At 61.1% G+C, this 19,302-nt stretch carries 18 protein-coding genes and 7 pseudogenes; 16 read left to right on the top strand and 9 right to left on the bottom strand.

Features of this window, described 5'->3' with window-relative positions; translation table 11 throughout:
• Positions 1–492 precede the first annotated feature (492 nt).
• Complete coding sequence (locus RJT50_RS15220; protein ID WP_313692430.1) at positions 493–1,167, bottom strand: helix-turn-helix domain-containing protein; 675 nt, start codon at positions 1,165–1,167, stop codon at positions 493–495.
• Positions 1,168–1,256: 89 nt separating this feature from the next.
• Between RJT50_RS15220 and RJT50_RS15215 the strand changes: the two genes are divergently transcribed.
• Together RJT50_RS15215 and RJT50_RS15210 are read left to right on the top strand one after the other, a co-directional pair.
• A complete protein-coding gene (locus tag RJT50_RS15215) occupies positions 1,257–2,012 on the top strand; it encodes a cupin domain-containing protein (protein ID WP_313692428.1) in 756 nt (251 codons plus the stop codon).
• A 1-nt stretch (position 2,013) separates the two neighbouring features.
• Entirely contained in the window at positions 2,014–2,853 is an 840-nt protein-coding gene (locus tag RJT50_RS15210) for a CPBP family glutamic-type intramembrane protease (protein WP_313692426.1), read from the top strand.
• Between the two features lie 202 nt (positions 2,854–3,055).
• Here RJT50_RS15210 and RJT50_RS15205 read toward each other — a convergent pair whose 3' ends face one another.
• Positions 3,056–4,261 carry an ABC transporter substrate-binding protein gene (locus RJT50_RS15205; protein WP_313692425.1) on the bottom strand — a complete coding sequence of 402 codons (1,206 nt, stop codon included), beginning with the start codon at positions 4,259–4,261 and terminating at the stop codon, positions 3,056–3,058.
• 155 nt (positions 4,262–4,416) lie between these two features.
• Between RJT50_RS15205 and RJT50_RS15200 the strand changes: the two genes are divergently transcribed.
• From RJT50_RS15200 to RJT50_RS15165, 8 genes and pseudogenes are all read left to right on the top strand, one after another.
• A complete protein-coding gene (locus RJT50_RS15200; protein ID WP_313692424.1) occupies positions 4,417–4,701 on the top strand; it encodes a DUF7967 family protein in 285 nt (94 codons plus the stop codon).
• 61 nt (positions 4,702–4,762) lie between these two features.
• A pseudogene (locus tag RJT50_RS15195) lies at positions 4,763–5,392 on the top strand (helix-turn-helix domain-containing protein); the annotation flags it as partial.
• Positions 5,389–5,655 (top strand): annotated as a pseudogene (locus RJT50_RS15190) (hypothetical protein); the annotation flags it as partial. The pseudogenes RJT50_RS15195 and RJT50_RS15190, both read left to right, overlap by 4 nt.
• 92 nt (positions 5,656–5,747) lie before the next feature.
• Positions 5,748–6,053 (top strand): annotated as a pseudogene (locus RJT50_RS15185) (hypothetical protein); the annotation flags it as partial.
• Between the two features lie 25 nt (positions 6,054–6,078).
• Positions 6,079–6,627: a type II toxin-antitoxin system death-on-curing family toxin gene (locus RJT50_RS15180; RefSeq protein WP_313692420.1), complete on the top strand. Its 549-nt coding sequence runs from the start codon at positions 6,079–6,081 to the stop codon at positions 6,625–6,627.
• 2 nt (positions 6,628–6,629) lie between these two features.
• On the top strand, positions 6,630–6,767 hold the full coding sequence (locus RJT50_RS15175) for a hypothetical protein (protein WP_313692419.1): 138 nt from the start codon (positions 6,630–6,632) through the stop codon (positions 6,765–6,767).
• A 357-nt stretch (positions 6,768–7,124) separates the two neighbouring features.
• Positions 7,125–7,637: a winged helix-turn-helix domain-containing protein gene (locus RJT50_RS15170; RefSeq protein ID WP_313692417.1), complete on the top strand. Its 513-nt coding sequence runs from the start codon at positions 7,125–7,127 to the stop codon at positions 7,635–7,637.
• Positions 7,634–8,086: a toxin-antitoxin system TumE family protein gene (locus RJT50_RS15165; protein ID WP_313692416.1), complete on the top strand. Its 453-nt coding sequence runs from the start codon at positions 7,634–7,636 to the stop codon at positions 8,084–8,086. The genes RJT50_RS15170 and RJT50_RS15165 overlap by 4 nt, the downstream gene beginning before the upstream one ends.
• A 7-nt stretch (positions 8,087–8,093) precedes the next feature.
• On the opposite strand, the pseudogene RJT50_RS18710 reads toward RJT50_RS15165, so the two are convergent.
• The 3 genes and pseudogenes from RJT50_RS18710 to RJT50_RS15155 form a co-directional block, all read right to left on the bottom strand.
• Positions 8,094–8,255 (bottom strand): annotated as a pseudogene (locus tag RJT50_RS18710) (DUF7342 family protein); the annotation flags it as partial.
• Positions 8,256–8,775: 520 nt separating this feature from the next.
• Positions 8,776–9,627: an aldo/keto reductase gene (locus tag RJT50_RS15160; protein WP_313692415.1), complete on the bottom strand. Its 852-nt coding sequence runs from the start codon at positions 9,625–9,627 to the stop codon at positions 8,776–8,778.
• Positions 9,628–9,766: 139 nt separating this feature from the next.
• The gene (locus tag RJT50_RS15155) at positions 9,767–10,441 is read right to left on the bottom strand and encodes a helix-turn-helix domain-containing protein (RefSeq protein WP_313692414.1); all 675 of its coding nucleotides are present in this window, start codon (positions 10,439–10,441) and stop codon (positions 9,767–9,769) included.
• 386 nt (positions 10,442–10,827) lie between these two features.
• Between RJT50_RS15155 and RJT50_RS15150 the strand changes: the two genes are divergently transcribed.
• The gene (locus RJT50_RS15150; protein ID WP_313692413.1) at positions 10,828–11,874 is read left to right on the top strand and encodes a PAS domain-containing sensor histidine kinase; all 1,047 of its coding nucleotides are present in this window, start codon (positions 10,828–10,830) and stop codon (positions 11,872–11,874) included.
• Positions 11,875–12,435: 561 nt separating this feature from the next.
• Positions 12,436–12,735, top strand: a pseudogene (locus RJT50_RS15145) (hypothetical protein); the annotation flags it as partial.
• A gap of 11 nt (positions 12,736–12,746) precedes the next feature.
• Here the strand turns inward: RJT50_RS15145 and RJT50_RS18705 are convergent.
• Positions 12,747–13,135 (bottom strand): annotated as a pseudogene (locus RJT50_RS18705) (hypothetical protein); the annotation flags it as partial.
• 62 nt (positions 13,136–13,197) lie between these two features.
• Here RJT50_RS18705 and RJT50_RS15130 point away from each other — a divergent pair.
• The 3 genes and pseudogenes from RJT50_RS15130 to RJT50_RS15120 form a co-directional block, all read left to right on the top strand.
• A pseudogene (locus tag RJT50_RS15130) lies at positions 13,198–13,329 on the top strand (PadR family transcriptional regulator); the annotation flags it as partial.
• Between the two features lie 66 nt (positions 13,330–13,395).
• Positions 13,396–13,647, top strand: coding sequence for an AbrB/MazE/SpoVT family DNA-binding domain-containing protein (locus tag RJT50_RS15125; RefSeq protein ID WP_313692409.1), 252 nt, complete (start codon positions 13,396–13,398; stop codon positions 13,645–13,647).
• A complete protein-coding gene (locus tag RJT50_RS15120) occupies positions 13,648–14,082 on the top strand; it encodes a PIN domain-containing protein (RefSeq protein ID WP_313692408.1) in 435 nt (144 codons plus the stop codon).
• 37 nt (positions 14,083–14,119) lie between these two features.
• Here RJT50_RS15120 and RJT50_RS15115 read toward each other — a convergent pair whose 3' ends face one another.
• Positions 14,120–15,043: a MarR family transcriptional regulator gene (locus tag RJT50_RS15115; RefSeq protein ID WP_313696040.1), complete on the bottom strand. Its 924-nt coding sequence runs from the start codon at positions 15,041–15,043 to the stop codon at positions 14,120–14,122.
• Between the two features lie 144 nt (positions 15,044–15,187).
• Here RJT50_RS15115 and RJT50_RS15110 point away from each other — a divergent pair, with 144 nt between their 5' ends.
• Positions 15,188–15,541 (top strand): transcription initiation factor IIB family protein, encoded by a 354-nt coding sequence (locus RJT50_RS15110; protein ID WP_313692407.1) that lies wholly within the window; start codon positions 15,188–15,190, stop codon positions 15,539–15,541.
• A 957-nt stretch (positions 15,542–16,498) separates the two neighbouring features.
• On the opposite strand, the gene RJT50_RS15105 is transcribed toward RJT50_RS15110, so the two are convergent.
• Together RJT50_RS15105 and RJT50_RS15100 are read right to left on the bottom strand one after the other, a co-directional pair.
• The gene (locus tag RJT50_RS15105) at positions 16,499–16,627 is read right to left on the bottom strand and encodes a Rieske (2Fe-2S) protein (protein ID WP_313692405.1); all 129 of its coding nucleotides are present in this window, start codon (positions 16,625–16,627) and stop codon (positions 16,499–16,501) included.
• Between the two features lie 1,753 nt (positions 16,628–18,380).
• Entirely contained in the window at positions 18,381–19,250 is an 870-nt protein-coding gene (locus tag RJT50_RS15100; RefSeq protein ID WP_313692403.1) for an amidohydrolase family protein, read from the bottom strand.
• Positions 19,251–19,302 lie beyond the last annotated feature (52 nt).

The following is a 19,302-nucleotide window of genomic DNA, read 5'->3' as shown; positions in this document are numbered from 1 at the left end:
GAGAGAGCGACCGCGACGACGAGCGGCCACGATCGGACGGTGGGCACGTGAGCGCGTTGCAGGTGTCACGGACGAGCGCGAGCAGTTCGAGCGCTGGCTTCCCGTCCGGAGCCGCTTTTCACGACTACTCACATCGAAATACGCTCCTCATCGTACTACAGTGTCCAGTAGCGACGAGGACCGCTGGGTATCGAGCCAGGCAGGACGAGTTCGACCGACAGGTACAGGACGGCGGGTCCGCTCCCGGATCCGGGCGCCGAGCATCACGATCAGGTGTTCCAAGTGTGAGAACAGTCCGTCGCATCACGACTCGGGCGACTGCTCGTCCGCCGAGACCGGGACACCTTCGACTCCCCCCGGCGAACGGAAACGTCAGCCAGTTCTCCGTCCGCCGAACAGTCCGTGCGACCGATCTCCGCGCTGCCTCGAACTCCTCCCGCAGTCTCCCATGACGGCATCCACCCGCCCGAACGGCCGCGTTCCCGAGAGGGCTCACGCGTCAACCCCGAACTCGTCCATCACCGCGCGGACGATGCGTGCTTCCGCCTTCTGGAGATGGTCGCTGGCCGTCGGCGCTGCACAGTCGAGTTCGACCGCCACGTCTTCGTGAGTCGCCTCGCGGGGCTGGTTGTAGTAGCCGAGTTCGAGCGCGACGGCGACCGCCTCGCGCTGTCTGTCGCTCAGCGAAACCACCGGGTCGTCGGCATGACCCCGGAGCTGGCCGATCTCGTCGATGCGGACGTCGACGCCGTCGGGAGCAGCGTCAAGCGCGCGCTGGAGCACTGCAGCCTCCCCGACGACGCGAGCCGACATGGTTCCGTCGCGATAGACGATCGGTTTGCGGACGATGAGGCCCGCCTCCGCGCTTGCGCGGTTGATCGCGGCGAACAGCGGCGTCTCTCGGGGTCGCATGACGACCAGCGCGTACGTCCGCCCTCGAGTGGTCCCGGACAGCTCAACCGACTCGATTCCGGCGGTGTCGGCCGCCCGTTCGGCGAAGGTGGCCGGATCACCGTCGACGGTGTACAGCAGCGTCGACCGTTCGCCGGCCGTCATGCTCCAGTCGACCAGGCGAGTCTCCGCGATGGACGACGAACTGGCCAACAGCTCGAAGAACTCCGGCGCGTGGTCGTCGTCGACGTGGACGGTGACCCGGAGGTGTTTCACGTCCGGTCCATCACCGAGCCAGGTTTAAACCCTCCATGCATACCTCACGGAAGCTCCATCCCCCGTCGGACCGTCAACACGTATCGGAGATGGAATCCGAGACGCAGCCCCGTGATCAGGGACGGCGCACCGACCGGAGTCGGGGCCGAACCCTGCGGACCGGCCGCCCGCTCGTGGACGGACGCCCGGTTGCCGGACCGACGCTCGAACTGGATCCCGAGAGTCCCGCGAGTGCCCTCCTGCGACAGTCGCCTCACCCGCTCGTTTCCGACCCCGCGGGCGGGACGTGGGCAGCGCTGCTGGAGCGACCGGACTCGGGGCGGAGCGATCGCCCCGTTCTGGTCCAGTGGGTGTCACCGGCGTCCCCCGAACCGCCCGTCCACTATCATTCGACGACGGAAACGTTCCGGCCGCTCGAGGGGCAACTCACGGTCGTTCGCGAGGGAGACCCGATCCGACTCGACCCCGACGAGTCGCTGACCGTCGAACCGGAACGCGCACACACCTTCCGAAACGATACCGACGAGGTCGTCGCATTCGAGGCCGAACTCCCGTCGATGCGGACGGTGAACGGCCTCTACACCGCCTGGGGGCTCGCGCACGAACGTGGTCGCGACGGGGACGGAACCTATCCCGGCCCGGGACCGGTGCAGTCGCTCGTGCTCGCGGCGGATCTCGCCGACGAGACGACGATGACGACGATTCCCCGGCCGATCCAGCGACTCCTCGGGGCGACCGTCGGGCGGATCGCCCGGCTGACGGGAGCGGCCGGCAGGACGGATGCGTACCTCGACGCGTCATTCTGGAACCGACACGTGGAACAGCCGGAGTGGGGGCGATCCTAGGATGGGACGCACTGACGCGGCGCTCCCGACGTTCGAGCGCGGTTGGCCGGTCCCCGTCGCCACGTACCTCGTCGTGGTCGGCGTCCTCTCCGTGCTACTGTTCGTATCCCCGGACGAATCGCCGCCACCCCTCCTGGGGATGGCCTGGGGCGTGTTCCTCGCCGCACTCACCGTCGGTGCGTTGAAACTCGAGGGCGTCTCACCGCGCTCGATCCTCCCGTCCGTCCGTCGCCTCGTCCCCGTGATCGCGGTTCTCCTCGCGTTCTGGGGGCTGTACAATCTCGTCGCCGTCGGCCTCGCGCTGGGTGGCGTCGTCGGGTTCGACCCGGCGTGGTCCCGCGTCGTCGCTCATCCGCTCCCCTATCTCGGGGCGCTCGTCAGTTCGCTCCTGTTCACCGCGATTCCGGAGGAACTGGTCTTTCGTGGGTATCTCCAGGAAAAAGTCACCGCGATGGCCGGCGGCGAGACCCGCCGCGCGGTCGTCACCGGCGTCGTAGTCGTGGCAGTCCTGTTCGCCCTCTTCCACCTCCCGCGGTGGGTCCTCGCGTCCGGGCACGGCATCGGTACCGCGGCCGTGATCCGGCTACTCGGACTGACTCTCATGGGCCTCACCTACGGTATCGTGTACGCGGTGAGCGGAAACCTCTGGCTGGTCGCGCTCTTCCACGCGACGATGAACACGCCGCCGGTTCTGGTCGCGGTGAGCGTCCCGCCCGAACTCCACCTCGTCGTCGGTGTCGTCGAGTACGTCGCCATCGTCTCGGTCGTGTCCCTCTCCGTCCGCACGATCGGGTCGAACGGACCGACTCTCGTCGGGTCCCGGCAGGAGGTGACGGCCTGACCGCCGCCCCGTCGAACGGCCGCCCGTCCTGACCGATTCGGCCGCTCGAAACGATCGGATCGCTACACGAGAGCCGTGTCCGCCAGCCAGCACGGCCGGGAGAACGTGAGCCGCGATCGGTCGATGCGCGAACCGGACGTTCACAGGCCCGCCGGGCAGTCCTGTCTCGCCATCGCCCGTTTCACCATCCACCGGTGCCGGATTAGACGTCGCCGTTGATGGCGGCCGCGACGCGCCGGCGGTCGAAGAGCCGTTCGTCCTCCGAAAACTCGGGGTAGGGTCCGCCCTCGTACGTGGGCCACTCCCCGAACTGGTCGGGATAGAGCTGCTTTGCGATCATCTCGAGCTGGAAGAGGTTCATGATCGGGCCGCCGTAGCGAACGCCGATCGGGTACACCTGGTCGGATTCTACCGCCGAGATGCTCCCCGCGACCGGATCGTCGTACAGCTCCCGTCTGGTCGACTCCCAGTTCGGCCCCAGTCCGCCGTCGACGAGGATGACCTCCGGGTCGGCTTCGATGAGTCCCTCCATGTCGATCCGGGTCCCGCTCGGAACGTCGGCGAGCGCGTCCTCGGCGTCGAACACCCGCGTGTGAGCCCGGACCGTGCCCGGTCCGTTGAGCGGGTAGACCCAGATGCCGTCCCGCCAGAGGAATCGTGCCGTCAGCGGCGGCTCCTCCGCCTCCCGGATGCCGGACTCGATCCTCGACAGGAGGGACCCGCGAACGTCCGAGAGCGCCTCGTATCGCGCTCGCTCCCCGAACACCGACGCGACCTTCCCGAAGATCTCCCAGAGGGTGTAGTACTGGTACTGGTCGGCCCAGTCGGCCGGCGGCTCGCTGTGGTTGCGGCTCAGGGAGTTCCCGAACCACGGGGCGATCTCCGTTCGAATCTCCTCGACGTCCTCGGTGTCCCACGCCTGCATCGTCGTCATGAGCGCCGGATCCTCGAGGTGGACGTCGCTGTCGAGCTCGTAGAGTACCTCCCTGTCGGGGTTCCAGGTGTCGGCGAGCCCGGACCAGTCGACCGAGACGCCGTCGAGCCGTTCGAGAAGCAAGTCGTAGATCTCCCCGAAGCCTTCCGGATTGTACATCCCGTTGAGCGACTCCCCGTGGCCGAGCGCGATCGCCATGTCCGCGTGGTGGAGGAGGACCGTGAACACGTTCTCCGGAGGCTCGCCGAACTCGACGGTCCCTGCCGGCGACAGCGTCGCTGCGTAGCGCTCGGCTTCCGACGTCGCCGTCCCCGTCGCGGTCGTGTCGGCTTGGCTGCTCGCCGGCGGGACGGTCGAGGTTGTTTCCGACTGCTCGCTACAGCCGGCGAGCAATCCGCCACCGATGACCGCGCTCCCGTACTTCACGTACTCCCTTCGCGTCGATGACTCGTGGCCGCCGTCCTCGCCTGACATGATGTTTAGGCCAACCTAAATATACATGAAGCCTTCGAATTTTAGGCCGGCCTAATCAACGGCGGTCCTCCAACGAGTCCACACACAGCACGAGAACGCGAGCCTCGACGAGCCGTAACACCCATTCCTTAGTGGATACCGGGAAACGTCCACGTATGTCAAATCGGTCCGAAGACGACGTTCGTGTCTGGCTCGTCGAACGGACGTACTCCGACGACGAACAGAACCTGATCATCCTCACCTACGCGACGCCCGATGGCGAACAGTACTATCGGAAGGAACGGGCACTCACGTCCTTCACTGATGTCCGGGACACGACAGCAGCAGTCGATGCCGAACCCGATAACCTCGGCACGGTCGACGACCCCGACCTCCAAGAACAGTACGCGGTCGAAGCACGGCGAATGCAGGAGGTCCACGACCCGGACGACGCGATCTGACGTCCACTCGTGGACGACGCCCTGGGCCATGGGTTATGTCGTAGCGGGCCCGACACGAGGTATGCGCGAACTCGTCTTCGCCCTCGAGTACGAACCGGGATGCAACAGGGTGGCGGACGCCCTCGCCGACTATCCCGACGCCCGCGTCCGCTCGCTCTCGCTGCACGCCACTGCCGAGCGTCTCTGGCGGGTCGACCACGCCACCGGAACTCTCGAGGGGCTCGACGCCATCGAGGACGCCTTTCTCACCGGCGACTACTACGCTGACTGTCTCGCCACCGAGGATTGCGGCGCCACGCAAACTACCCGCGTCCTCGACCGCGCGGACGACACGCTCGTCCTCTACTCCGACTGGGAGCGCACCCCCACCTGCGCCTCGGTTCCCCACATCGCCCGCGACCACCTCGGCGACGGCGTCCTGTTCGAGACCCGTCACGAGGGCCACCACTACACGTGGCGGCTCATCCACTCCGGCGACGGCGACGTGGCCGCGTTCTTCGACGCCCTCGAGGTCGCCGTCGGGGAATTCGCCAGGATGGAGATGCCCCGCGCCGCGGACACCACCACAGCAGCTGGGGGAGGCGACGGGACGCCGAGTGGATTGCCGCCAGCACAGGAGGTCGCACTCCAGGCCGCCGTCGAACACGGCTACTACGAGTCGCCCCGCGAGGTCGCCGTCGGCGGTACGGCGAAACCGACGGGATCGTCCTCGCGAACGCACTCGACGTGAACGGGTTTCTCACCGACGAGTTCGGCGGAACGAATTTCCCATTGATCCACGCGGTGTTGGAGGGGCCGCGGATCGTCCCGACGCCGCGGCTCATCCGTGACTACGCCCGGAACGGACTTCTGACCAGGGAGGAAGCGAGAACACTGCTCACGACGATCAACCCGCATCGAAGCTGGGAGAACAGCCCCTCCGTGACGCAATTGCTCCAGCGCCTCGAGGAATAGCCGTCCTGCGAGCGGCCTCCCAATGTCTCAGTGTGGCGTCCTCAGCCACGAGCGGCGATCCCGAGCACCCAGCGCCGGCGACGACTCCTGAACGCCTTCGGCCGCTCGAGTGTCCGGACGAGATCCGACAGCGGGCCCGAACGCTCGCTGAGCAGGCCGAGGAGCGCGGCGTCACGACGGGCGTCCATCCGGCCGGGTTCGCCGCGGCCTGCCTCTACAAAGCCGGTCGCGCAGAGGGCCGATGGTTGACGCAATCCGAGGCTGTAGAAGCCGCCAACATCTCACAAACGACGGTTCGGACCCATCGAGACACGCTACAACAGTTGGACGATGAGCAGAGAGTGGACCTAAAGAGCACGATACAGAAACGAGGGGTAGCTGCAGAAAGCAGAGGTTAGATATGCGTTGTCACAGAGGATATCGATGATGGACGAGGAATCGGGGTCAATCAGCTATCTCTCGACTGCTGATATCCGTGACATCCATGAGTTGATCGTGGAGTCAAGTGCGGAGACAACCGCTGGGGTCGCCTCGCCTGGCAATATCGAATACGCCGTAGAACATATTCAAGAAGGCCATTTCGGCCAAGTACCCGAGTCGCTCCACGAGAAGGCATCCCAACTGCTGCGCCTTATTGGGGCGAATCATCCATTCGTCGATGGCAACAAGCGAACGGCGCTCATGTCGACTCGGATTTTCTACGCCTTGAATGGGCTGCGCTTCAACTATGATCGGACAATCAAAGAGATCCTGAAGGCGCTCGCCACAGATGAGGGCAGTGTCGATGAGGACGATGTGATCGAGCATCTACGAGCGCATACAGAGCCGCTTGCCCCGGAGTACGAGGCGACCATCAACCTCTGGCTGGCACAGATTGACGATACAGACCAGCTACCGACAGAGCACGGTACCGTCGAGCAGGAATCCCACGAACCGAATGATTATGACCACGACGCCCATAGTGAGGAGTAAGGATGGCCGCTGAAAGTGAGCAGCCCGAGATTCCCGATGAGATGACTCCCGAGGAGGCACGACAGTATCTCATCCGGTTCCTCGGCCGCCAGGACCTCGACGAGCACGAGGAAATCTACGACGAACTCGCCACCGAATAGGACGGCGGCCAGCAGTCTCTCGGCGTTCACTCATTCTTCGATACTCCCTCCGTTGTCCCTCCCAGCACCCACCTCAACAAATATTGCTCAGGGCCCAGTGGGTGGAGCGCCCGGAGATTCAGGTACACCCCCGTGAGAACCCTCGAGTCTTGACCTGAGACAGTTTACAAGGTCGGTCGCGAGCAGAGCCAATGGCCAACCCAAACTGAGGCCGTAAACGCAGCAAACGCTTCAGCGGTGACTGTCCAGACGCACCGAGATACCTTAGAGGAGCACGTAGTCTGTTCAAGGACATCGATAGTAGAAAGAATAATTTCCTGAGAAAACTATTTGTGCACCCGATACATAGCACCCAGTATGACCGAGACGTGGGACGACGTCAACGAGCAGGTCAAAACGGACTGGAAAGACGACACCACGCCGTTCGAGCGGGTGTACGAAATCGTCGAACAGACCCACGACGGGCAGTCGGCGGCCGAGATCGCCGACCGCGCCCTCGTGAGCGAGCCGACGGCACGTCGCCACTGCACGACGCTCGTGAACACCGGGTTCGCCGAGACGGACCAGGACGGCCAAACAACGCTGTACAAGCGAAACAGCGACCGGGTTTTGATGTCCCGGATCCGCGAGCTGCGTGAGGAAGTCACGCGGCCGGAGTTGCTCGACAGTATCCAGGAGATGAAGGCCGAGATCCGGCGCTATGAGGACCGCTATGACGTCGTCTCTCCCGAAGAACTCGCCCAGCAACTCGACGCCGACGAAACGGAGGGCTGGGACGACCTGACGTCGTGGCGCACGACGCGACAGAATCTCGCCGTCGCCCACGCAGCACTTGCCTACGACGAGGCCAGCCACCAGCTTGCTGTATGAGCGACGACGACCGTGCCGGCGAGTTCGGGCCGATCTATCTTCCGGCACTCCAGCGGATTCGTGACTGCTGGCTCGAACTCGAACCGCTTGTTGATGCTACATCGTACGATGACGTCGTCGCTCCCACGGAACTACAGATCAGTCTCAGCGATGGACTCGGCGACGCCGACAGCGCTCGGCTCGATATCCAGTGGAGCGAACTGGGGATGTATTCGTTTCATTACGTCGATAGCGACGACGTCAATTGGCGCTTCGATCGCCACCCGAATACACACTCCCCCGAGATCCATTTCCACCCTCCGCCCGAGGCAGCGACGACGGCAGCCGAACCGTCCTGTCTCGACGTGACCGAGGTCTCACTCGTCACTCGTGCAGTCCATGCACTGTGGCGAGCAGCGTACGAGGACGACGACATGGAGCAGCTGAATAGCGCAGCAAACCCGCCGTAAGGCGGCATTAGCGCATGGCGTGGTCAACCACGTCGGTCAGCTGTTCGCGAGCAGCTTCGACACCTGAGTAGAGCGCCAACGCGTGCTTGATGAGGCGGCGATCCTCCTCATTCTCGCGCCAGAACGCGATGACGTCGCGGCGTTTACGGAGCTCGGCACCCCCGAGGTCGGGGGACGGTCGAGTCGGCCTCGCCCGTTCTGAGTCCGCCAGGACTGTCGATAGCTCCCCGAGCGACGTGGCAGGCTGGACAGGTGTGTCCGTAGCGGCACGTCCCGCTCGCCGCGACTAGCTGACAGGCGTTCGGTGAGCCGAGAGTTACGAACCAGACGCTCTGTTGAAATCCTCAATCGTTGTCAGAATGCGCTCGGCTGATCGACAGAGAAAGGAGAGTCATATGACTCATTGACGTGGTCCACGTTCCAAAGCCCGACTTCTATGTTTTCTGGCTCAGACAATCCCGGACGACCGACCCCTGATGGTTCTCCCACAATCGTACGACCGCTGAGAGCACGAACGCATCACAGACGAACGGCGTGGCCTGTTGCCATACCTCGTCGGTCTTCTCGGCGACGAACTGGTGTTCGGGACGGCTGTCAGCATCCGATTCAGCCACTACGTCAGTGTCGGTCCGATCGGAAAGCAGCCGAGGACTGGGTGGAACTGAGGGGGAGTTGGCGCTCGTGAGCGCTCAGGTATTGGCCTCCACTTCACTCAGTTGTTTGACGAATTCCGGATCTCGGTGGTCAGGAAACAGAGATTCAGACTCATTTAGCTCCAAGACCGTGTGCATATCTTCATTATTCAATTCGAAATCGAAGATATCGAAGTTCTCGACGATCCGCTCCGCATGGACTGACTTGGGAATCGCAACAATTTCTCGCTGTATCAGCCACCGAAGCACGACCTGTGCAGCCGATTTGCCGTACTGTTCGCCGATCGAAACCAGCACGTCGTTCTCGAAGAGGTTGTTCCGTCCTTCAGCGAATGGCCCCCAGGACTCGTGCTGAATTTCATGCTCGCTCAGGAACTCAGCGTCTTCGGTCCGCTGGTAGAAGGGGTGTGTCTCGATCTGATTGACTGCGGGGACGACCTCGTTGTGGACGATCAGGTCGATCAAGCGATCCGGGTGGAAGTTGCTAACGCCGATCGCTCGAATCTTGTTTTCGTTGTAGAGGTCCTCCATTGCCTGCCATGAGCCATGAACGTCACCGAAGGGCTGATGGATCAGATACAGATCCAGATAGTCCAGTCCCAGTCGATCGAGTGACCGTTCAAACGCCCGCTTCGTGCTCTCGTAGCCAGCGTCCTGTATCCAGAGCTTCGTGGTGACGAACACGTCCTCTCTCGCCACACCGCTCGTTTCGATCGCTCTACCGACGGCCTCTTCGTTCTCGTACCCGGCCGCCGTATCGATGAGACGATACCCAGTACGGAGCGCGTCGGAGACGCTTCGTTCACAGACTGCGAGATCCCTGATCTGGTACGTACCGAATCCGAGGATCGGCATTTCCACGTCGTTGTTTAGCGTGACGGTTTCCATTTCTACAGTTGAATGTAGACCGCACGCCATTTGGATTCGATGCTATTCTAAAACCCCATTTAAGTCCCTTCGCCGAGTCCGAACACTCCATATGGTGCGTACTAGATAGCACTATCCGAGTAGAGACTCAGTGAGTGGTTCACGTATGGAACGTCTGCTGTGGCTGTGTGCCGATCGTCGACGTGAGTAACTGGCGCTCCCCTCGGCGAAGAAGGTCCGACATCGAGGGTTGAGAAATACCCATCTCCTCTGCCAGGTCGCCGGCTGTAGCCTGTCGGGGATTATCGTAGTATCCGCGAGAGATAGCGAGCGCCAGTGCCTCGTATTGCCGGGCAGTTAACCCGTACGGTGAGTGCTCGTCCGGGGACGGAGAGTCCTGCGTGATCGAGAGAAGATCGACCCGGATGTCGTGCTCATCGCAATGCTTCCGCATAGTATTGAGCGACTCATAATCCCGAAAAATCTTCGTTTCGTACCATCCCTCCGGGATGATGGTCGTCGGTTCTGTTTGAGCCTTCGCGAACTGTCCGGGAACGAACGCTTCCGAAACAGTATCCTCCAGTTCGACGTCGAGCTGATAGACGTCCCTGCCACTCTCGCGTCCGAGGGGGGTCGTCCCGACTACTTCATCGAGAGCAACGAGATCGTCTTCGGTAACACCATCAGCTGGGTCGAGATGGACGACGAACACCTGAGAGTCCCCGCCGAGACACAGGCCGTGTTCACATTCGAGCTGATTGGACGGTAACGATTCTGCGAAACTAACGAACGGAAGCGAGGGGGAACTGACGAGGAGTTCCGCAGTCACTGTCATAGGCAGTAGGAGACGTTACTCAGACTTAACCCTCTAGATCGGTACAGCCAGTGCCGACTCATATTCAATCAAATCCCGTTGTGCCTCCACGAGAGTGTAGGTAAATGTACTTAGCTCAGTTGAAACCCTCGACCTGGGACAGATCTGAGGATGATCGGTAAGTACACATGTGAATCTACTGATTACGTTGACCGAAAATAGACCATCACGATAGCGAAAGCCAGACCACGAATTTCACCGGTTCGATTTTACATCGACATGTTTCATGTCACCTCACCACTAGCATAAGTCTACCCAGCGGCTGTTTCAGTCGGGAGAGTGATGAACCAACAGGATTTCAACAGAGTCGAACCAGAATTTATCCGATTTGGGCTACAGGAAACCGTATGAACAACTCCTCGCTTGGTAATCATCGTGATTTTCGGTCGCTTTTCGATGAACTCGACGGCGTGGCTCTCTGGACAGCGTCCGAGCCCGGGGAATTCGAGTACATCAGTGCCGGATTCGAGGAGGTCTGGGGGATCCCACCCGACGAAATCAAAGACGACATCAATACACTGATCGAGACGATTCACCCCGACGACCGAGAGCGTGTTCGTGCAAACATCGAGGAATCAACCCGCGAACTCCGTGACACCGAGTATGAAGGGCGCATCGTTCGCCCGGATGGTTCGGTCCGATGGACGCTCACTCGGCAAGTTATCCTCCGAGATGAGGCGGGGAACGTCTCGGAGATCGTCGGTATCTCCACCGACATCACGGATCAAAAACGTCGCGAGCAAGAGCTTGAACTGTTGAATCGGATCGTTCGGCACGATATCCGCAACGATATGGCGGTCGTACTCGGCTGGGCAGAACTGCTCGAAGACCACGTCGACGACGAGGGCCGCGACTACCTGCAGAATATTCTTGCCAGCGGGGAACACGTCGTTGAACTGACCGAGGTCGCGCGTGAGTACGTGGAAACGGTTGTCTCAGATGAAGCGCCTACCGTGGAACCCGTGCCACTGGGTTCAGTCCTCGAAACCGAGCTGTCGCTTCGCGAGGAGTCCTTCCCGGAGGCAGAGTTCGTCCTGGAAACCCCCCCGCCTGATGTGGAGGTCGCTGCGAACAGTATGCTCAGTTCGGTCTTCCGGAACCTCCTCAACAACGCTGTCCAACACAATGACGCGGATACCCCTCATATCGAGGTTTCGTGTGAGGTCCGAGACGACGAGGTTGAAGTTCGAATCGCCGACAACGGGTCCGGAATTTCCGACGATCACAAAGACACCGTTTTCGGCAAAGGGCAGCGAGGGCTCGGAAGTCCTGGCACAGGAATCGGCCTCTACCTTGTAGACACGCTTGTCACCGAATACGGGGGCGAGATCTGGGCGGAAGACAATGAGCCGATGGGCGCCGTCTTCGTTGTCCAGCTCCCACTCGCAGAATAACTCCATCTACACGGCGAATCGGTATGATGGATTGTTCTTGGGGACTACTGATAAGCGGCAGCGACACCTCGTGTCAGTGCCACCGTCTGCACTGGGTGATCGGGGTTTGATGCCGATACCCGTTGTGTCGTCTGTAGCTCCCAAGGATACACAGGATATCCTCACCGGCACGCCCCGCTCGCCGCTGCCGCCCAGCGCGCCCTCGTCACCGACCAGTCCGGGCGTGCGGGCGTCTGGTTGGACGCCAGCGGGTAAGCCCAGGGGTTCGCGGGCTCACCCGCTGCGCTTACTCCGCTGGACGGTCGCGCTGGGCGGGTCGGCGCGCGGTGCTGGCTGGGTGACCAGACATCTGGCGCGAGCGGCGCGCGGACCTGTCGGTCGGTGTGAGAGCCACGGCTGGAGAGTCGTGGTGTCGAACGAAGACGCCGAGTGAGCGCCTTCGGTCGTAGTGAGACCAATGTCTAGTGAGAACGCCATCAGTGACGTCGTTTCGGTGGATGAACAGGGATTCGAGCAGGCAGCCGAGCGCGATGCGGACGGGGTCGAGGGTGTGGACACGCCGACGTTCGCGACCGACTGGTCGTCGACGAGAACGCAGAGTCACAGGACGATCTCGAGCCCCGCACGAAGCGTGCCGTCGCCGAAGCGATGGACGTCTCGCTCCTCTCGAAAGGTGGCCGCTACGAGGTACAGTCCGCGTCCGGCAACAGGTACGAAGCCGACGTCATCGACGAGTCGTGTACCTGCCCTGACTGGCAGCAGCGCTCACCAGAAGGCGGTTGGAAGCACCTGCGTCGCGTCGATCACGAGATCAAGCGTGGCCGCGTTCCCCGACCAGACGGCCGCCTTCCCTCCCCATAGTCGTGAGCGGACTACTCCACGGGACGGACTGTGTCGCCCTCTCGTTGGACCCGGTCGAACGCCGAGAGATACGCGATCCTGTCGTGAACCTCGTCGGTATCCAGCTCCAGTTCGGCGGCCAGGTCGTCGACAGTCATCGGTTCGTCGAGTGCCTGGAGGACTTCGAGCCCCGGTAGTACCTATTCGTGAGCTCCTGGACGCGGCCCTCGATCGGCGTGGTCACCCCGTACCGCTCCTCGAGTTCGACCAGGGCCTCGTTCGCGAACGTGGCAAACTAATCGTCACCCGGGCGTTCGATCTGGGCTTCGAGTTCTTCTCGGACGACGTCGTACTCGAGGCCGGCCTGTACGAGCACATTCATGTCCTCGATGTCGTCGTCGCGGCCTGTGATCAGTTTGAACTGCTCTGTTGAATCCGGAGACGGCGAGCGGATAGCGTCGCTGTGAAGGGAGAAGCGAAACGTGCCGGGAGTTCCTCGACGACCACAACCTGCTCGCCGCGGAAGAGACGCTCCAGCAGATCTACGACACCATCTCCGACAAGCCCGCGAAGATGGTCAAGTACGAGAATGCGCCGCGGCCGAACGAAAAATGAGCACCCAAATCGAAAGTAGTGTGGCGGCACACTAGACTTTTCACGGCCGATCACCCATTAGGAGATATGAGTAGCGACAGAATCGACGCCGAAAGCAAGGTGTCTGGAAACCAGGCAAACATCCCCGCCCGGATTCGGCGTGAACTCGATATCGACGACGGCGACCAACTCCGCTGGCAGATCGAAGATGACGGGAGTATTCGAGTACAGTTCATCCAACAACAAACGGGCACGTTCGCCGAATTCGACGGCTACGCTGGTGAGGAGCCGACCGATGTAACGAGTGATCACGACGCCTGGGGCGTCGACGTCGAGTAAATGCCTCGGGCACTCATCGATACGACGGTCCTCTTTTCCGCCGCATACCAGCGCGATAGTTCCCACGATGCCGCGCTCCCGGTGCTCCAAGGCATCGACGATGGAACGCTACCCGAAGCAGTCGTCCTGGACTACGTCCTCGCGGAAACGCTCAACGACCTCACGTCCCACGCCGGCCACGACGCAGCCGTCGATCTCCTTGATCGCATCGAAGAAAACGCCCGCTTCCACATCGACTCACTCACCACCGACGCCCTCGCGACAGGGAAGGCCATCTTTCGCCAACACGAACCCCTCTCCTTCGTCGATGCCTGCATTCTGGCGTATATGCAAACCGAGGGGCTCGGCTACCTGTATGCGTTCGACGACGACTTTGATGCAGTCGAGGACGTCTATCGGCTCGAAACAGCGACGAATCCCTACGATCCGAACTAACGCTGGCTGACGCCACGGCTGGCGACGAAGTTCGGTCTCAGGATAGTCGTGCCTCGTAGTCAGCCGCCAGCTCCTGGAACTCGTTCCACTCCGGGAGCCGCTCGTCATCGACCTCGCCGTGCGTCTCGAGGTAGCGAAGCAAGGCGTCGATTTCGTCGTCGAGGCCATACTTCACCGCCTGCTCTCGGAGGTTCTCCTCGTCGACATCGACGTGGCTGAGCAGGAGGAGACAGTACGAGCGGTGGCGGCTGCCGTCGTCGATTAACAGCGTGTGACAACACAGCTCCGCTGGTGAGACTGTATTGAGTTCCTTGGAGTAGACGTAGTACCGGTGGCCGGTGAGCAGGAACTGGAGGTCGAAGGCCGCGAACCGAGCGAGACCGGTTTCGTGGAACGCCTCCGCGTCGATCTCCGTCTCGGCCTGGGCGAGGAATTCGTCGTAGTCCTCCCAGAGAATCGTGCCCTTCGGGGCGACGGCTTCGAGGCGGTGGCGATGCAGATGGTGTGCGAGTTCACGTGCGAACGCGTGGAGGCGGTCGAGGTCGGCGTTGAACTCGTAGTGGCCGTCGGCCGTCCCGACGAGCCCACGGTCGCGAAACCGTTTGAGGACGCGGTTAACCGTGTTGCGGTAGTTGTCGCTCCGGTCGGCGATCTCGGAGACTGTTCGTGGCTGGTCGATGTAGTACAGCACCTCGAGTGCCTTGCCGGTCAGCAGCTCGGGGAAGTCGATGTGGGAGTGCTGGCGGACGAGGTCCTGGTAGAGTTCGACAGTACGAGCATCCGATGGGACTACTCGCTTTCGGCGGCCGTCGCGTTCCGTGTAGACGAGCCCCTTCTCGACGAGGTCGGCGACGGCACGGGAGAGGTAGCTCTCGCTGTGGTCGAGCTTCATCGCGAGCTCGGAGATCGTGTCGCCGCGGTCGACCGTGGCGAGGACCTCGAGTTCGATGCGCCTGAGCACAGTGTAACATAGTACGAAAATTATATATAAAGAAGTTTCGAGTAGTGTTACAGTCAGCAGGCACGGGAGTCGCCTCATCGTCTTAACCAACAATCCTATGGATTCGCGGATTGTGTTGGTTAACACGAGCGCAGTCGATGTCCCTTGGCAGAGGTTGCAGAGGTCGCGCGGTGTGAGGAGCCGAAGGTGCGGCTGGGATATCGGGTGCTGAACGCCGAACTCGGACTCGATGCGAAGCCTCGCCAGCCACCCGAACTCGTGGCGCGACTCGCGTCTGCGGTCGAACAGCGGGCACAGCGACTTGCTCGTGATGCGGTCGATGCGGGTATCGCGAACGGTCGAAATCCCAACGGGGTCGCCGCAGCGTGTGTCTACGTCGCGGGGATCGAGCTGGCCGAACGGGTCACGCAGGCGGAACTCGCTGACTTAGCGGACGTGACGCCGGTGACGATTCGAAATCGGGTTCGGGAGCTTCAGGCACTGAGTCACTCGAACTGACCCCACACGAGACGAGTCCACGCGTGATGGACGGAGACTGTGTATCCGATTTCGACAACGAACCCACGTCGTCCGTTTACTCACCGTCGAACGATCCCTCGGCCGTCTCCTGCTCTCAGCCATCCGATTGAATCGTCGGCATCGTCCGATCGGTGAGGGTTGATCACGGAGTTTCGATATCCGGCTGGAGCGAAGATATTCGTCGCCACTCTCACGCACGGTAGTATCGCTCGCAATCCACATCGAGAATCCACACATATAAAACATAATTTATAGTAGAATTACAATCAGTTCTCCAAGCAGTGTCGACTGATCGTCTGCAACAGGGTACAGCTGAATGACCGCTACGGGGTATCGTGTGCGAGCTCAGTAGTAGGGGCTTATCCAATCTCTCTGGACCAATCTGACAACAGACGGTGCTAGTGCCGACTCTCGATTCAGATACGTTCGAAAAATAGCCAATTTGGGCCAGTATAATGGAAAAATCGCGGATCGGTTTCGAACGACACACTGTAGCACGGCGTATCTATCCCACTGATGCAGTGGCGTTCGTCAATAGCGCACCGGAACTGTCGAAAATCTCTCATCGCAGCTGATCCAATCTCACCACGAAATCCATGGGAGCCAGAAGAGTGCCAGATATATCGATTAAGAATGCATACACCAGAACAATCAACCTTCATACAATTATTTCAGCGCACGGACAGACACTGTGAAATCGGGCCAACAGCGGTCGTAATCCCGTGAGAGTCGCGACTTTGAACGCGACCTGTCGGACGACTAGCGTCTCAACCGTCCACAAGCACCTTGTCGTCATCCATTTTCACGTCAAACACGCCGATACACGTGCCGGACGTCTCATGTCGCCGCTCTCGAGATCGATCCCCCCACAGGTGCCACGGGCAGGTGACTGCTGGTGCGTCGGTAAAGCCACCACGGTTCTCGTTCCAGCACTTCTCACCGTTCTCGTCTTCTCACCAACCTTGCAGAGCGGCGCACGTTGGTGGGCCACCGGTTGCTGAGGGCGTGGTACTCGCCGTCGACGTTGAACGGCGCGATCTCGATCCCGTCGACCTTCACGTCCATGCCGTTCCCCGGTTCCAGGTCGTTCACGTCCGCCGTTTCGGTGTGCTGGTTCGAGCTCAGATAGATCCCGGGGATTCCTCGGCGTTCTCGTAGAGGATGGCCGTCCGGAGGTCCTCGTCGAACGCCGGGTTGGTGAACGCCCACGTTGCCGACTCGAGCGTCTGGTGGGGCCAGTTGCTCGAGTAGAGAAGATGTCCTCGGCCATCGACTGTTCGAGCATCTGGTTCGTGTCTGTGACCCGTTCTGGGGAAACCATCGGCTGGGTCGAATCGAACGATTGCGATGGGGACGCTGATGACAACTCAGATATCGTCTCCGGGAGAGCCGTTCTAAATTACAAAGATACGCGTGTAACGCCTCACTGTTCGATGATGCCGGTTGGGCCGTTCATGGTCGTTTGTCCACATCAAACACCAACCACCTCGGGTTCCGGGTAGTGGCTATGTGGGAACCGCTCGGTTGAGAACGCATCCTCGCTCGAGTTCACAGAGGCGTCATCGAATCGAAAAACGAACCGTGCGGAACGGGAGCTCGGACGGGATTGGCGGCGTACAAAGACATCCCTCGACGAGGATGGCGAGAGAACGACGACCCGAGTGAACGGACTGTACACGAGAAGACGACCGCTGTCGTCGCCGAGATCACGGATGGCCCATGACTCGAGCATGCGTCCGGCACCACGGTCGAACGGATCCGTGCCGACGGCAGAACGGCGGTGGTTCGTGAGCCGGAGGTTTCGACAGATCAGGACGTCAGCGATCTCGTCGATACGACGCCGAGGAGTTCGATCGCCTGGATATCCTCGCCAATAACGCGGAATCGCTGCATGCACCCGCGTCACTGAGCTAAACATCGGATACTCGAATGTCGTACTCGGCGTCAACTTCCTGGGACCATTCCTCTGCTCGAAACTCGCTCTTCCCTGTCTCCAGAAAGTCCATGTGGGCGCATCGTCAACAGCTCCGCTCAGCGAGGACTTGCCGCTGGATCGACTCGGTAGCCGACTGTGGGTCGAAAGCTGCGGTGTCGAATCTCACTCGGCAAGTGGCAGTTGAGTAGTGGCCGACCGGCGTGACGGAGAACGCCCCCTGTGTAGGACCCGTCGAGACGGCACGATTTCGAAACATGGTCGTGGACGACTGGGAGGACGTCGAAAAACACCGTTGCAACTCAATACGTTGGCGAGCCAGGCGACGTCGCAGCCGCAGTCAAATCCACCGTGACAATGGATCCGATTATTTCGGAAGCATTGTCGTGTCCGACTCCTCAGTGCGAACCGCCTGGAGAGTAACGAACCGGAGTCGGACACTCCCAACGGGTGCCCTATCTGCACAAATACGGATGACTGACTTCATATTGGTACTCACGCTGGGGACCCACCGTCCGGAATTGCCGGACGAGAGGAACGGACGGCCCCCGCGTGTAATTCGAACCCACGCGTCCGTAGCTGGCAGTGGCTGTGATCTGCAATCATGCAATCCGTTCCCCCGAACCGTCGCATGACGCGTCCCCGAGAGCCTCGTGATCAAGCAACCCATAGATGTATTCCTCGAACTCGACGCGATTGGATGCGAAGTGACGATACTGCTCCATCGCGAGCAACCGTTCGTATTCGCGCTGAACCAGCACATGGCCGCTCGGTTCGATGACGATACTGTCGTGTCCAACATCGACGTAGCGTTCGAGAGACCTCGATGTACGGTGTGGGAGCCAAGGAGGACTGGGGCAACCGGCCCGACGTGACGGCCAGGGACTAGAGGCCGACGTGCCGTCGGAACGACCGGCCCCTGAGCCACCGTCGATCCGTCTCGGAGAGACAATCGACGGATCGAAGCCAGTGGTACGCCTCGCCGTAGGTGGCCACATCACTGACGTTCGGGTAGTCAGACCCCCAGATCACTCGCTCTTTACCGAATCGGTCGACGAGCCACGCGACGTGGGCGTGCATGTCGCCGTATGGAAAACCCAGCTCCGACATGTGGGGAACCTCGGAGATTTTCGCGGCAACGGTCTCGTATTCGGCGAGTCGTTCGAACTGCGCGAACGTTCCCTCGTCTTTCGGCGTGTCCGGACCGGCGTGTGCGAAATGGTCGATCAGGTAGGTCAGTTCGGGATAGGTCTCGACGATGTCAATCACCTGATCGAGCTGCCTGTGGTCACAGAGGAGCTGGACGACTGCGTCGGTTTCGACGGCGGTCTCCCAAAACGCCGTCTCGTCGAGCGTCTCTCGCAGCCACGATACGTCCGGGTCGAATGTTTCCCACATCCGATCGTACGGGCACGCTCCGCCCAGCCGAATTCCGATGACGCCGTCGACGGCCATACACTCCCTAAACTGCTCACTCGCGTCGTCGGCAAACGGGTCGATCATGACGATACCGGACAACCGCTCGCTGTCTTCGACCGCCCGGATAGTATACCAGTTATCAGTCCAGTCGCAGATCGGGTACCCCACGACTACGGCCTCATCGATGCCGTTGCGATCCATATCGTCGAGCAATCGGTCCGCGGTATACACGGTGTGCACTTCGAACTCATCCACCCGGTCGAGGAGCGGTCCGTTGACCCACGGGTGCTCATCGCTCGCGGGGCCCCACGCATGGGTGTGCGAATCTAGTACCATGACGGGAGAACCGAGGATATGCTACTAAACGTTGGGGTGTGACAACTGTCTG

Source organism: Halobaculum sp. XH14 (genome assembly GCF_032116555.1).
Classification (GTDB): Archaea; Halobacteriota; Halobacteria; order Halobacteriales; family Haloferacaceae; genus Halorarum; species Halorarum halobium.
This window is presented reverse-complemented; position numbering and strand designations above follow the sequence as displayed.

Bases quoted from the DNA above. Each gene is read 5' to 3' on its own strand.
- RJT50_RS15200 (WP_313692424.1), top strand. From the start codon at position 4,417: ATGTCAAATCGGTCCGAAGACGACGTTCGTGTCTGGCTCGTCGAACGG.
- RJT50_RS15210 (WP_313692426.1), top strand. From the start codon at position 2,014: ATGGGACGCACTGACGCGGCGCTCCCGACGTTCGAGCGCGGTTGGCCG.
- RJT50_RS15155 (WP_313692414.1), bottom strand. From the start codon at position 10,441: ATGACAGTGACTGCGGAACTCCTCGTCAGTTCCCCCTCGCTTCCGTTC.
- RJT50_RS15215 (WP_313692428.1), top strand. From the start codon at position 1,257: ATGGAATCCGAGACGCAGCCCCGTGATCAGGGACGGCGCACCGACCGG.
- RJT50_RS15105 (WP_313692405.1), bottom strand. From the start codon at position 16,627: ATGGACGTGAAGGTCGACGGGATCGAGATCGCGCCGTTCAACGTCGAC.
- RJT50_RS15175 (WP_313692419.1), top strand. From the start codon at position 6,630: ATGGCCGCTGAAAGTGAGCAGCCCGAGATTCCCGATGAGATGACTCCC.
- RJT50_RS15165 (WP_313692416.1), top strand. From the start codon at position 7,634: ATGAGCGACGACGACCGTGCCGGCGAGTTCGGGCCGATCTATCTTCCG.
- RJT50_RS15170 (WP_313692417.1), top strand. From the start codon at position 7,125: ATGACCGAGACGTGGGACGACGTCAACGAGCAGGTCAAAACGGACTGG.
- RJT50_RS15180 (WP_313692420.1), top strand. From the start codon at position 6,079: ATGATGGACGAGGAATCGGGGTCAATCAGCTATCTCTCGACTGCTGAT.
- RJT50_RS15125 (WP_313692409.1), top strand. From the start codon at position 13,396: ATGAGTAGCGACAGAATCGACGCCGAAAGCAAGGTGTCTGGAAACCAG.
- RJT50_RS15120 (WP_313692408.1), top strand. From the start codon at position 13,648: ATGCCTCGGGCACTCATCGATACGACGGTCCTCTTTTCCGCCGCATAC.
- RJT50_RS15205 (WP_313692425.1), bottom strand. From the start codon at position 4,261: ATGTCAGGCGAGGACGGCGGCCACGAGTCATCGACGCGAAGGGAGTAC.
- RJT50_RS15150 (WP_313692413.1), top strand. From the start codon at position 10,828: ATGAACAACTCCTCGCTTGGTAATCATCGTGATTTTCGGTCGCTTTTC.
- RJT50_RS15100 (WP_313692403.1), bottom strand. From the start codon at position 19,250: ATGGTACTAGATTCGCACACCCATGCGTGGGGCCCCGCGAGCGATGAG.
- RJT50_RS15160 (WP_313692415.1), bottom strand. From the start codon at position 9,627: ATGGAAACCGTCACGCTAAACAACGACGTGGAAATGCCGATCCTCGGA.